Origin of the sequence: Flavobacterium sp. PL02, from assembly GCF_035013205.1 — a bacterium.
In the GTDB taxonomy this organism is placed as follows: domain Bacteria; phylum Bacteroidota; class Bacteroidia; order Flavobacteriales; family Flavobacteriaceae; genus Flavobacterium.
On sequence record NZ_JAYGJP010000003.1, the window covers coordinates 441,749 to 455,034 of the forward strand.

Here is a 13,286-nt window from a genome sequence, read left to right on the forward strand (position 1 = left end):
ATGGATTGATGATTAGTGGGTTATTCTTTGTAATTGTTTTTCTAACTCTATAATTCCTGCGAGAGTGGCCATGGCTCTCGTGTGGTATTCTAAAGCTTGTAATTCTGCATACTGCGCTTCTTTCTCAGAACTTGTAGTTTCGTTTATATGAAAAATTAAAGTGTAATAAAACTTCACATAAATGTCTACATTAATATCCTCACGATATAATTTCTGTTCGATTCCCTTAGTGATATTATCTCTAAAATACTGACTGCATTGATCTATCTCATATCTCATCAAATTGGTGTAGATTTCGGGATAGTGTTTTTTTAGTTGATATATAGGAGAAGTATCAATAGAAGACTGAAACATGTTTTTAAACATTTCTCTTATTTCAAAATTCTCCTGAATGGCATTATGGTTTTTAACAACAATAGAATCTATGATTTCATGAACTTTCTGGTGAACAGATGAAGTACTTTCTTTAATCAATACCTCCTTATTGCAAAAATATTTATAAATTGTTTTTTTAGAAATACACATTTCGCCTGCGATATCATCCATAGTGACACTTTTAAAACCTAATTTTAAGAATAAGTCACTCGCTTTTGATATAATTTTATCTCTCATTTTGTTTCTTCTAATCTGTAATTTTTAAAAACTTCTATTTTGATGTAAGTCTTAGATGGTAAATTCTAAATTGGCTACAAGTTTAATGTCCTGTCCAGTTGCTAAGCCGCTGCTTTGATTGAATGAATTATAAGCTAATCCAAAATCTTTACGGTTTATATCGCCAGTAAGTTCAAAAGAAACTTTTTTGTTGCCATCGTAATAGTCAGTTTCCACTAGTTCTACATCAAGCTCTACTGTTTTTGTAACATCTTTTATTGTTAAATCACCTTTAAGAAAATTGATGTTTTTGTTTACTTTCTGAAAAGAAGTCGATTTAAAACTTATTGTAGGGTACTTATTTACATCAAAAAAATCATTAAGTTTTAAGTACGTATTTATTTGCTCTAGTTTAGCTTCCCTATTATTTACATCCAAAGAAAATTCTATAGTTGCATCTTCTATCTCATCATTCTTCAGGTCTACATGACCTTGAAACTGATTAATAGAGCCGCCTAAGTAAGCCAGAATTGAATGTCTCATTTTGATTAAAACATCAGATTGGCTAGAATCAATTGTCCAGTGTGTTCTCATAATGTTAAATATTGTTTTATTAATAATTAGTATCTAACAGGATTACGCGGAAATTGATCATTGTAATTATTGTTAAATTTCGATGCAAATGTATATTGGAAACTCTAAACACCAAAATAGTTTCCAAAGTATTTTTGATTATTTAACATTTCATTAAGAAATGGAGTTTGCATTGCAGGCTTAATGCCGTAAATTAGCCGAAAATTACTTTTATGCATGCCATATATCAATACCAGGAATTCTTTGTCGATTATCTGGAGAAACAAACCATAAGCAAAGAGCCTAAAAACCTATACGAGCCAATTGAATATATTGTTAGTCTTGGAGGAAAAAGAATGCGTCCAGTATTGACTTTAATGACTGCCGAAGTTTTTGATGTTTCTTACAATGAAGCGCTTCCGGCTGCTATGGCAGTTGAGATTTTTCATAATTTTTCATTAGTACATGACGATATCATGGATGATGCTCCTTTACGAAGAGGGCAAGAAACTGTTCATGAAAAATGGGATCTTAATACGGGAATCCTTTCTGGAGATGCTATGCTTATTTTGGCATATCAGTACTTTGAAAGATATGAACCGAATACTTTTAGAGAACTAGCGAAGCTTTTTAGTAAAACAGCTTTAGAAGTTTGCGAAGGGCAACAATGGGATGTTGATTTTGAACAAAGAAACGACGTTACAATTCCCGAGTATCTAAAAATGATCGAGTATAAAACAGCAGTTTTAGTTGCAGCAGCTATGAAAATGGGAGCAATTGTAGCAAAAACTTCTGATGAAAATGCTAATTTAATATATGACTTCGGATTACAATTAGGTTTGGCTTTCCAGTTACAAGATGATTATTTAGATGCATTTGGAGATCCGGAAACTTTTGGAAAACAAGTGGGAGGAGATATTATCGAAAACAAGAAAACCTATTTATATCTAAAAGCATTGGCTCATTCAGATGATGAAAAAGCAAAACAGCTAAAAGATTTATTTACTACACAACCTGAAGATAGTACAGATAAAATAGAAATAGTAAAGGATATATTTAACAATTCTGGTGCTTCAAAAGAAACGCAAGATGCAATCGAAATGTACACACTCGAAGCTTTTAAGACATTAGATAAAATGGATATTAGCGACGAAAAGAAATTGTCATTACGCACTTTTGGCGAAAACTTAATGGGAAGAAAGGTTTAGTATTCTGTAATCAGTTGCAGTGTACAGTAACCAGTTTTAGTTTTTAGTAATCAGGTTTTTTATTTTAATTCAGATTCTGGTTTAGATTTTTGAATTTTTCAATCATTAAATCTTTCAATTCTGAAATCACTAATCATAAATCAACAATCCTAAATCAAATGTTTGTAGCCCCACAAAATGCAGATTTACTACTTCAGGAAGCAGAGAAAGAAGCTTTGTATCTTAATTTAATCGAACAAATTAATAAAGATTTCAATTTAGCAAATGAAGGAATTGATTTTCCTCTGAGTATTTCTCCCGATGAGCTTAAAATTCAATTGCACGAAAAAATATACCGAATGATTCAGTATAAGTTTGCCGAGTATTTGAACCTACTTTATATAATTGATGTTTCTGAAGCTGAAATAAAAAAACTAGATGGATCAGATTTAGTAATTCTTGCCGAACAAGTTTCTTTTCTAATCTTAAAAAGAGAATGGCAGAAGGTCTGGTTTAGGAATTTTTATAAATAGATTTCTAGCTATAACAAGTTTGATTTCTTGTATAGTAAAAGATAAAAAAAGAGCGTAATCAAATTATGATTACGCTCTTTTTTATATATTGAGATGAATTTATTTTACCGCTATTTTAACTGATTTTTCACCCTCAGACGTTTTTACTTTTGCAATATAGATGCCTGAATCTAATGCAAAAGAAGTATTAGTTTCTGTTTTTAATGATTTAATCAAAGCGCCTGTTATACTATAAATGTCAACTTTTGTGCTTGATGTTACATTAGATATAAAAACTTCTTTTCCGTCAGAATAAATATTTGTAGATGAGTTTGCTTCAAAATCATTTATTCCAAGAGAACTCATTAATTGTGTCGTACCAGTTGTACCAGTAATTTCAATTTTGTAGATATTAACACCCGTGCCTGTACCAGTATAAATATAAATATTTCCACTTGTCTGAGTGTACTGAGCTTCGAGTATTGAAGGAGTTGTTGAGTTGGCTGAACTTGCGCTGCTTATTTCAGTAGTACCATCAGTAACCTTAATAGTACGGTTACCACCACCACCGCTCGCAAACCATATTTTTATAGTTCCTGCACCAGTAGTAGCAAAATATAAATAACGTTCTGTTGGTCGATTATTAGAAAAAACCGATGCCTGACCCATTCTAAAGTAACGTAATCCGCTAAATCCATCTGTAAAAGTCAAATTCGAAGGAATAATTCCGCCTATTGGTGTTGCTGTAATAGTGACTCCTGGATATATTCCTAAATTATCCTTGATCGTGTTTGTCGTGTAGCCTGCTGTGCTAGTTGGCCAAATTGGCGTAACATTAGTGAAATCCCAAACTTTTTGGGCATTAACATAAGTTACTGAGTATAATGTAGTAACCATTAAAAAGAGTAATTTTTTTTTCATAATAAGAAATGTTGCGTTAAAAATATTTTTGTGTAAATAATCGTTTTTTATACAATCATTATGCACAAACATAAATTTTAATCCTAATTTGCCCTTTCAGATTTACATTTTTTACTTTCGATTTTGGGTATTTAGTAAAAAAGAATAAAAGGTATTTTGCAACGCATGAAAAAAGTGAATTTGCTGCCATTGCGTAAACAATGCAGTAGTTTTATTAAGGTTTAAAAAAGGGTAAGGGGAAGGTTCAAAGGAATAGAGGAACAGAGGTTCAAAGCGACAAAGGTTCAAAGGGAAAAGTAACGAAGAAACAAAGTTTGTTATTCCTTTCGTTTTTTAATTCTATTTTATTTTAACCGTGTGGTACTTTGTGAAATTTCGAAAGAAAGTTCCTTGCAGTCTTGGATAAAACCTTTGCAACTCTGAGCCTTTGCTCCTTCTTCTAAAAGTAAACTCTCACAAATGGCATAAAAGCTTCTCCGTAAATGCTCTTGTTGTCGTCATGCAATACATCATAACGTATTCCTATGGTTACGTTTCCAGTTCGGTAACCAGCACCAAGAAATAGGGCAGTGTTCCAGAAGTTATCACTAAAACTTGGCCCGCCAATATATTTATAATCAGTATTTACATTAATTTGCTCTAGTTCTGCCGAAAGTTGTATTTCGGGAATTGGATTTATTAATCCGATAAGGCTTCCACCATAAAGAAAAGAAGAATATTCATTTTTAGAAGCCACATAACCAAATTGTAGACCTACACCAACTGATACAATTGGATTAACATTGTAAATCATACTCGGTAATAACGAAATGTCGGTATATCCAGATCCAAAACTTAATCCGACTCCACCTCCAAATTGTACATTGCTCCAAAAATCATTTTGCTTTTGCGGAATATAATATTTCTGCTGCGCCATCATGCCACTTGAAAATATTAGGGCCAAAATCATAAAAAATGATTTGAAAACGATTGAAAAATGATTTTTCTTCATAGTTAAGCGGATTTTAACAAATTTTTACGTAAAAGTACGTAAAAAAAAGATTTAAATAAATTCGATTATTGTACTTTTGCCATTCTATTTAACAAAAAGTATATTCACAAATATTATGGATAGGTTTTCATTTTTAAATGCTGCGCATACAGAGTTTTTCGCACAATTGTACGACCAATATACACAAAACCCAGATAGCGTAGAGCCAAGCTGGAGAAGTTTTTTCCAAGGTTTCGATTTTGGAATGACAACTTACAACGACGAGGCACCAGTTCAGCAAATTGTTGAATTCGCAGCTAACAACACCGATTGTAGTTTGGTATCTGAAAAATTACAAAAAGAATTCAACGTATTAAAATTGATTGACGGATACCGTTCTCGTGGTCATTTGTTTACTAAAACAAACCCAGTAAGAGATCGTAGAACATCATCACCAACTTTAGACATCGAAAATTTTGGACTTACATCAGCAGATCTTTCGACTGTTTTTGATGCTGCCAAAGTAATTGGTGTTCCACCTTGCTCATTGCAAGATATTGTGAAACGTCTTCAGGCAATTTATTGTCAGCATATTGGGGTAGAGTATATGTATATTCGTAACCCAAATGTTGTAAAATGGATTCAGGACAAACTTGGAGTAAATGACAACCAGCCTAATTTCTCTACAGATGAGAAAAAGGTAATCTTAAATAAATTAAACCAAGCAGTTTCTTTCGAGAACTTCTTGCATACCAAATATGTTGGACAAAAAAGATTCTCACTAGAAGGAGGAGAATCAATCATCCCGGCTCTAGATGCTTTGATCGAAAAAGCAGCCGAAAAAGGTGTAGAGCAATTTGTAATGGGTATGGCTCACCGTGGACGTCTTAATGTTTTGGCAAATATCTTTGGCAAATCAACACAAGACATCTTCGGAGAATTTGATGGTAAAGATTACGATCAAGAATACTTTGATGGTGACGTAAAATACCACTTAGGACTTACTGCCGACAAAAAAACAAGAACTGGAAAAAACATCAATATCAACCTAGCGCCAAACCCATCTCACTTAGAGACTGTTGGAGCAGTTATTGAAGGAATTACCAGAGCAAAACAAGATAAATATTACGCTGACGATTTCTCAAAAGTATTACCTATCGCCGTTCACGGTGATGCTGCAATTGCAGGACAAGGTATCTTGTACGAGATTATACAAATGGCACAATTAGACGGTTACAAAACTGGGGGAACAATACATATCGTAATTAACAACCAAGTTGGTTTTACAACAAATTACCTTGATGCACGTTCATCTACTTATTGTACAGATGTTGCCAAAGTTACACTTTCGCCAGTATTACACGTAAATGCAGACGATGCAGAAGCTGTAGTTCATGCCGTTTCATTTGCATTAGATTACAGAATGGAATTTGGTCGTGATGTATTTATCGATTTATTAGGATACAGAAAATACGGTCATAACGAAGGTGACGAACCTCGTTTTACACAACCAGTTTTATATAAAATCATTGCTAAGCATGAAAATCCAAGAGATATTTATGCGCAAAAATTATTGTCAGAAGGTATTATCGATGCTACTTATGTAAATGGGTTAGAGAAAGAATACAAATCGACAATGGAGGTAAACCTTGAAGCATCTCGTAAAAAAGATTTGACAATCATTACACCATTTATGCAAAATGAATGGAAAGGATTCGAGCAAGTTACAGATGTTGTGATGTTGAATAAATTTGATACCTCTTTTGCTAAAGCAGGATTAGATTCTATCATAAAAACAATCTCAACTTTACCATCAGACAAAAAGTTCATCAACAAGATAACTAAAATTGTTACTGATAGAAAAACAGGTTACGACAACAATACGATTGATTGGGGAACAGCAGAAGCATTAGCTTATGGTTCACTTTTAACAGAAGGATTTGATGTTCGTATTTCTGGGCAAGACGTAGAGCGTGGTACATTCTCACACCGTCACGCAGTAGTAAAAGTAGAAGATTCAGAAGAAGAAGTAATTCTATTGAATGCTATCGAGAACAAAAAAGGAAAATTCGGAGTTTTCAATTCCCTATTATCAGAATACGGAGTTTTAGGATTTGATTACGGATATGCTTTGGCTAATCCTAATGCATTGACTATTTGGGAAGCACAATTTGGAGATTTCTCAAATGGAGCACAAATCATGATTGACCAGTATATCTCATGTGGAGAAGATAAATGGAACAACCAAAATGGTATCGTTTTATTATTACCACACGGATACGAAGGACAAGGAGCAGAGCACTCTTCAGCAAGAATGGAGCGTTACCTGCAACTTTGTGCAAGACAAAATATGTATGTTGCCGATTGTACAACGCCAGCTAACTTCTTCCACTTATTGAGAAGACAAATGAAAACAACATTCCGTAAACCTTTGGTAGTTTTCTCTCCAAAAAGTTTATTGCGTGACCCAAGATGTGTATCGACTGTTGAAGATCTAGCAAGCGGAAGTTTCCAAGAAACAATAGATGATAATACAGTAAACAAAAAAGAAGTAAAAACATTAGTTTTTGTTACAGGTAAATTCTACTATGATATAGTTGCCGAAAGAGAAAATAACGGACGCAATGATGTTGCAGTAGTAAGAATCGAACAATTGTTCCCGTTCCCGGTAGAGCAAATAAAAGCGATTATTGCACAATATCCTAACGCCGATGATTATGTTTGGGCACAAGAAGAGCCTAAAAACATGGGAGCTTATAGCTTTATGTTAATGAACTTTGACCTTGTAAAATGGAGATTAGCATCATTAAAAGCATACGCTGCACCAGCATCAGGAAGTTACACACGTGCAAAACGTCGTCATGCAGATGCAATCAGAATGGTTTTCGATAAAAATCTATTCAGATAATAAGGAGTAAACTTTATGAAAAAAATATTTCTGTTTGTAGTTCTTTTATTTTCGGTAGTTAATTATTCACAAGAGCTTAAAAAACCAAGTGAAGGAAAAGCTTTGGTTTATTTCGTAAGATCATCTTCTGTTGGGTTTTTAATTAATTTTAAATATTTTGACGGAGATAAGTTTTTGGGTAAGTTTAATCATGGAAGTTATTTAATATATGAGTGTGATCCAGGAAAGCATGTATTTTGGGCAAGGTCAGAAAATACAAGTTTTATTGAAGCAGAACTTGAATCAGGTAAAGTATATATAGTTGATTCAGAACCGAAAATGGGGGCAATTAAAGCAGCTGTCAGACTGGTTCCTTTTGATACAAATCCGGAGCATTATAAAACTCCTAAGAAATTTGAAAGAAAGAAAAAAAATATACTTGAATCGATACTGAAAAATAAAGAATATACTATCAGTAATGAAGATTTGGAAGAGGCCAAAAAAGAGTATGAAAGTATAATTAAGAAATCGACAGAAAAATACAATAAGTTAAAAGTAAAAGGGGAAGAGTTTGTTCAAGTGCTTCCAGAAATGTACTACAATAATTAGTTAATATATAAAATTATAAAAAGATGATTTTAGAAATGAAAGTCCCATCACCAGGGGAATCAATAAAAGAAGTTGAAATTGCAACTTGGTTAGTAAAAGACGGAGATTATGTAGAAAAAGATCAAGCTATTGCTGAAGTTGATTCTGATAAAGCAACTCTTGAATTACCGGCAGAAGCTAGTGGAACAATCACACTAAAAGCAGAAGAAGGAGACGCAGTAGCAGTAGGAGCAGTAGTTTGCTTAATTGATACTAGCGCAGCAAAACCATCTGGAGCAGCTCCAGCAGCAGCTGAAGCTCCAAAGGCAGAAGCACCGAAAGCTGAAGTTAAAGCAGAAGCGCCAAAAGCAGCTCCGGCACCAACTGCATCTTATGCATCTGGAACACCATCTCCAGCAGCAAGAAAAATATTAGACGAAAAAAACATAACACCATCTACAGTTTCAGGAACAGGTAAAGATGGAAGAATCACCAAAGAAGATGCTTTAAATGCAGTACCTTCTATGGGAACTCCAACAGGAGGAAACCGTGGTTCAGAGCGTACAAAACTTTCAATGTTACGTCGTAAAGTAGCAGAAAGATTAGTAGCAGCTAAAAACGAAACAGCTATGTTAACTACATTCAATGAAGTTAATATGACACCAATAAACAACTTACGTAATGAATACAAAGATGCATTCAAAGCTAAACACGCAGGTGTAGGTTTAGGATACATGTCATTCTTTACAAAAGCAGTAACAAGAGCTTTAGCATTATATCCAGACGTAAACTCTATGATGGATGGTGACTATAAAGTAGCTTATGATTTCTGTGATATCTCAATTGCAGTATCTGGACCAAAAGGATTAATGGTTCCTGTGGTTCGTAACGCAGAGAATTTGACTTTCCGTGGTGTAGAAGCAGAAATCAAAAGATTGGCTATTAAAGCGCGTGACGGACAGATTACAGTTGATGATATGACAGGTGGTACATTTACAATTACAAACGGAGGAGTTTTCGGAAGTATGTTAAGTACACCAATCATCAATCCACCACAATCAGGAATCTTAGGAATGCACAACATTATTGAGCGTCCGATTGCTGTAAATGGTAAAGTAGAAATTCACCCAATGATGTACGTGGCACTTTCTTATGACCACAGAATCATCGATGGTCGTGAGTCAGTAGGATTCCTAGTTGCTATTAAAGAAGCATTAGAAAACCCACTTGAATTATTGATGGATAACAATCCTAAGAAAGCATTAGAGTTATAGTTTATAATAATTTTCAATTGAAAAGCCGTCATTTTTTATTAAATGACGGCTTTTTTTATGCTCATTGATATCTTTTATTCTTTTACAATCTTTATCGTTTTTTCGCGACCTTCAGACTTCACTTTAAGGAAATAAATTCCTGTTGCTACATTTGATAAATCAAGATTTGAGTGTAAATTATTTATTTTTTTATCCAAGATGATGATTCCACCAACAGAAAAAAGAGTTACTTCGTCAATTACCGAAGAGTTTTCGATGCTTAATACGTTCTTTACAGGATTAGGATGATACTTAAAATTGCCAAGTACAAAGTCAGGATTTGATAACGTATTTAGTTTTACAGTTACCGCTAGTCTTTCTTTACTTTCAATACCATTAATAGTTTGAGAAGCATAATAAGTAGTGTTATCTACTAATACAGTTGATAACGGTAAAAAAGCTTCGTTTAACTTTTTAGTCTTTCCTGATGGCGAAGTTGCATTACTATACCATTTAATACCGCTACCAGAAACATTAATATCAGCAAGAGTTTGTCCAGCAGTAAGATTTAAGGTAATTACTTTTTTGCCCTCAAATAGAGGTGCAGGTGGGTTAATTGTAGAGACAAAGCTAAAAGTACAATTATAAGAATCTCTTACAAGTATTTCGTAAGTGCCAGGCTCCAGGTTTGTAAAGGTATTATTTTCTGTGAATTTATATAAAGTAGGTGAGATGGCATACGTGTATTGATTAACTCCGCCAGTTGCATTAACCGTTATTGTTTGGTCAGTAATTACAGCAGTAGCCCTAAGTGCTTTAGGTTCCTGAATTTCTATATGCTTTATTACAGCACATCTCATAGCATCTTCAATAACTACCCTGTACATGCCTGCAGGCATATTATGAATAGTGTACCGGTTTTCATTTACTGTCACAAAAGTATCTGATTTCTCTTCAACAAAACATTTATATGGAGGAGTTCCTCCAGATACAATTGATATTATTTCTGCGTTGCTATCACCATTACATCTAATCATGGTACTTACTGTCATCGCCTCCAAAGGGGGAATAGTTATATCTTGTACAGTTACAGTCGATGAAGCGGTGCAGTTATAAGAGTCTTTGGTATATATTGTATGAGTTCCTGGTTTTTTATTGTAAAAAAAGTTCTCTTTTTGGTAATTAGTTCCGTCCATTGAATATTGAAATGGAGGTACACCTCCTGTAGCATTTATAAGGACTATTGGCGTGTAACATCCCGAATACCTAATCGTAGCATCTACGGCTAGAGGGGGGCTAACATTTAAACGGAAAAATTTTAAAGTAATATTTCCTTTATTATTAATTCGGGCATAAATACTATAAGATTGTACTGTACTCACAAACGAAGTCGGATTTGGAATTGCATTAATGTCGTTTGTAGCATCGTCTTTACTAAGATGGTAGCTTATTGTAGTTTCGGCAGAATTGAAGTCTCCAAGTAATTCATCTTTTTTAATAGTTAAATCAAAGAATGAATCTCCATTACAGCGCACAATAGGACTAACTACACTTTGGGCATAGAAATTAAACGATGTAAGTAAAAAGAATAGATAGAGTAAAGTTTTTTTCATACGTATCGGTTTGTTAAAATTACCAACAAATATACTTAAAAAACTGAAATTTAATAAAATATGTATTTATAATGATGTGATTTGTGAAAAGCAATGAGCTTACTTTGTTAAAGGATAGCTTTTTTTATATGTTGATTTTCTATAGCCGAGTGTATCCTTGTAGATAGTTCATTATAATCGGGATTGTAGTTATCCCATATTTTCCAAACGTCCTCCCTTTTTTTTATAAAATAAGTCTGCCTGTTTACCTTATTAAGAACAATCGATATGGCATCGTTTTCGTCTTTCCACTCTAAATTCCAAAACTCTTTTACGGTTAGAATGGCAATATCTTCAGTAATACTAGAGACTTTAAAATCGAAAATTTCAAAATTAGATCGATTATCTATACAGTTTAAATGATAATTTAATCTCGAATAATTTTCGAAAAGATCCTTAATTCTTTTTGCGAAAGGGCTTTCTGCAAAGACGTAATTTGATAAGTTCGAAATATTAATTTCGGGTAATTCTTTCAAACAATTAAATTCTTCCTGACAATAATTAGCAATCAATGATTCAAAAAAAGAGATAGGTTCGTTTTTGTTTTCAGGTTCCGATGATTTATTATACTCTGTAGCTTCACAATTTAGAAAACTATTTAAAGAAGGATGGCCAATAAAAATAGCCAGTTTATCTAAACTTTTTAAGAAACGCAAATCAGATTTTTTAGTTTGTGATGAGTCGTTTGTGAAAATTCTTTGCAATGTGGCACTCGAGATAGAGCATCCAAGTTCATTTCTCTTAGAGCCTTGCATGAATTCAGATTTTTCTAAGCAATCAGATATTATTTCCGATAGAATAATATAATGAGCCCTTTTCCATTCTTTAACGCCAGATAAAGTACTGTTTTGTATAATAGGATGGGATTTTATGCCTTCTACTAATTTGTCTATTATGATTTCCATATGCGAATGTTGTTTAATAATTGACATTTTTTCTTCGATAATTAAATTCAATTCATGTTAGTAGGAATACTCAAGGTATAGTTATGCGTAAGATAAGTTGGAGTTATGAGTCTGTTAATGTTAATGTTGTGCTAAAAATACTGATAAATTCGTAAATAATTGCTGTACGAAATAATTAATAACTAAAACAACAAAACCATGAAAAAACCACTTATTAAATTTTCGATTAAAAAAATGGCTCTTTTGTCTTTTGCCTTGCTAGCTTTTTATTCTTGCGAAAAAGGTAATGATCAAGTAGAGAGCGACGTTCAGGAAAAATTAATGGACGGAGATGTCAATCTTCTTGATAAAGGAAGATACGGACTTGCTCCAATGCCTGATGAATATTTAAAGAATATTCAGTTTTTAACACCAAACGATTATCGTTTAAAAATTGCTCAGTTACGACCAGATTTAGTTTCAGAAACTCAAAAATCGACTTTAACGGCTAAAATTGCTGCTAGCAAAAATTTACCAACTCCACCAGTTGGAGATCAGGGGAGTGAAGGATCTTGCGTAGGTTGGGGTGTAGGTTATGCAGCACATAGTATTGCAAGATATCTTAATAACACCGTGCATCAGAGTAATTGGTATAACGCATCTAGAAGTGCAGCTTATGTTTATAACCAAATAAAATTGGGTAATTGTGGCGCAGGTTCTTATCCTAATGATGCAATGAATTTAATAAAAAACCAAGGAGAATGTGCCGAGTTTCAGATGCCTTATGTTGCGGGAGGTTGTTATACAGTGCCATCAACCCAACAAAGAAATTGGGCATCGGCGAGAAAATCAGGCGGATGGTTTAATGTAAACCCGAGAAGTGCTGCAGATATTAAATATTATCTTAATCAGAATTATGCCGTTGCAGTATGTTTTGATGTAAATCAGAGTTTTTATGATATCCGTAATAACAACCACGTTTGGTCTAATCTTTACGGAAGCAGACAAGGTGGACACTGCGTATGTATTGTAGGATATGATGATGCTACCCAACTTTTTAAAGTACAAAATTCCTGGGGTGCAGGCTGGGGACGCAGCGGTTTCTTTTATGTAACTTATAATAATATTGCCAATGGAGCCTTTAATTGGGCAGGATGTATTATTCCTAATCCAGCAGCAAATTCTTAGGCTTTAATACTACTGTTTTATAAATAATCTTGAACACGAATTTCACGAATTTACACAAATCTTAAATGGTTAACTTAGTT

Annotated in this window: 12 protein-coding genes; 6 read left to right on the plus strand and 6 right to left on the minus strand. The window is 33.6% G+C overall.

Annotation, left to right across the window (positions count from 1 at the left end):
* Window positions 1–12 precede the first annotated feature (12 nt).
* On the minus strand, window positions 13–612 hold the full coding sequence (locus tag SHI72_RS12875; RefSeq protein WP_323490182.1) for a TetR/AcrR family transcriptional regulator: 600 nt from the start codon (window positions 610–612) through the stop codon (window positions 13–15).
* 51 nt (window positions 613–663) lie between these two features.
* Complete coding sequence (locus SHI72_RS12880) at window positions 664–1,185, minus strand: YceI family protein (protein ID WP_039117030.1); 522 nt, start codon at window positions 1,183–1,185, stop codon at window positions 664–666.
* 212 nt (window positions 1,186–1,397) lie between these two features.
* Here SHI72_RS12880 and SHI72_RS12885 point away from each other — a divergent pair, with 212 nt between their 5' ends.
* Both SHI72_RS12885 and SHI72_RS12890 read left to right on the plus strand, forming a co-directional pair.
* On the plus strand, window positions 1,398–2,372 hold the full coding sequence (locus SHI72_RS12885; RefSeq protein WP_323490183.1) for a polyprenyl synthetase family protein: 975 nt from the start codon (window positions 1,398–1,400) through the stop codon (window positions 2,370–2,372).
* Window positions 2,373–2,530: 158 nt separating this feature from the next.
* The gene (locus SHI72_RS12890; protein ID WP_039113850.1) at window positions 2,531–2,884 is read left to right on the plus strand and encodes a hypothetical protein; all 354 of its coding nucleotides are present in this window, start codon (window positions 2,531–2,533) and stop codon (window positions 2,882–2,884) included.
* Window positions 2,885–2,983: 99 nt separating this feature from the next.
* Here the strand turns inward: SHI72_RS12890 and SHI72_RS12895 are convergent, their stop codons facing one another.
* A complete protein-coding gene (locus SHI72_RS12895) occupies window positions 2,984–3,784 on the minus strand; it encodes a T9SS type A sorting domain-containing protein (RefSeq protein WP_323490184.1) in 801 nt (266 codons plus the stop codon).
* Window positions 3,785–4,223: 439 nt separating this feature from the next.
* Window positions 4,224–4,775: a hypothetical protein gene (locus tag SHI72_RS12900; protein WP_039113694.1), complete on the minus strand. Its 552-nt coding sequence runs from the start codon at window positions 4,773–4,775 to the stop codon at window positions 4,224–4,226.
* Window positions 4,776–4,890: 115 nt separating this feature from the next.
* Here SHI72_RS12900 and SHI72_RS12905 point away from each other — a divergent pair, with 115 nt between their 5' ends.
* Genes SHI72_RS12905 through odhB form a run of 3 tightly spaced genes read left to right on the plus strand, consistent with a single transcriptional unit; the run spans window position 4,891 to window position 9,503 of the window.
* Complete coding sequence (locus tag SHI72_RS12905; RefSeq protein WP_323490185.1) at window positions 4,891–7,662, plus strand: 2-oxoglutarate dehydrogenase E1 component; 2,772 nt, start codon at window positions 4,891–4,893, stop codon at window positions 7,660–7,662.
* A gap of 15 nt (window positions 7,663–7,677) precedes the next feature.
* Window positions 7,678–8,250 (plus strand): hypothetical protein, encoded by a 573-nt coding sequence (locus SHI72_RS12910; protein ID WP_052249924.1) that lies wholly within the window; start codon window positions 7,678–7,680, stop codon window positions 8,248–8,250.
* 23 nt (window positions 8,251–8,273) lie between these two features.
* Window positions 8,274–9,503 carry a 2-oxoglutarate dehydrogenase complex dihydrolipoyllysine-residue succinyltransferase gene (gene odhB / locus SHI72_RS12915; RefSeq protein ID WP_323490186.1) on the plus strand — a complete coding sequence of 410 codons (1,230 nt, stop codon included), beginning with the start codon at window positions 8,274–8,276 and terminating at the stop codon, window positions 9,501–9,503.
* A gap of 74 nt (window positions 9,504–9,577) precedes the next feature.
* Here the strand turns inward: odhB and SHI72_RS12920 are convergent, their stop codons facing one another.
* Both SHI72_RS12920 and SHI72_RS12925 read right to left on the minus strand, forming a co-directional pair.
* Complete coding sequence (locus SHI72_RS12920) at window positions 9,578–11,095, minus strand: T9SS type A sorting domain-containing protein (RefSeq protein ID WP_323490187.1); 1,518 nt, start codon at window positions 11,093–11,095, stop codon at window positions 9,578–9,580.
* Between the two features lie 107 nt (window positions 11,096–11,202).
* Window positions 11,203–12,039 carry a hypothetical protein gene (locus SHI72_RS12925; protein ID WP_131450922.1) on the minus strand — a complete coding sequence of 279 codons (837 nt, stop codon included), beginning with the start codon at window positions 12,037–12,039 and terminating at the stop codon, window positions 11,203–11,205.
* Between the two features lie 198 nt (window positions 12,040–12,237).
* On the opposite strand from SHI72_RS12925, the gene SHI72_RS12930 reads away from it, so the two are divergent.
* Entirely contained in the window at window positions 12,238–13,206 is a 969-nt protein-coding gene (locus SHI72_RS12930) for a C1 family peptidase (protein ID WP_323490188.1), read from the plus strand.
* The last annotated feature ends 80 nt before the right edge of the window (window positions 13,207–13,286 follow it).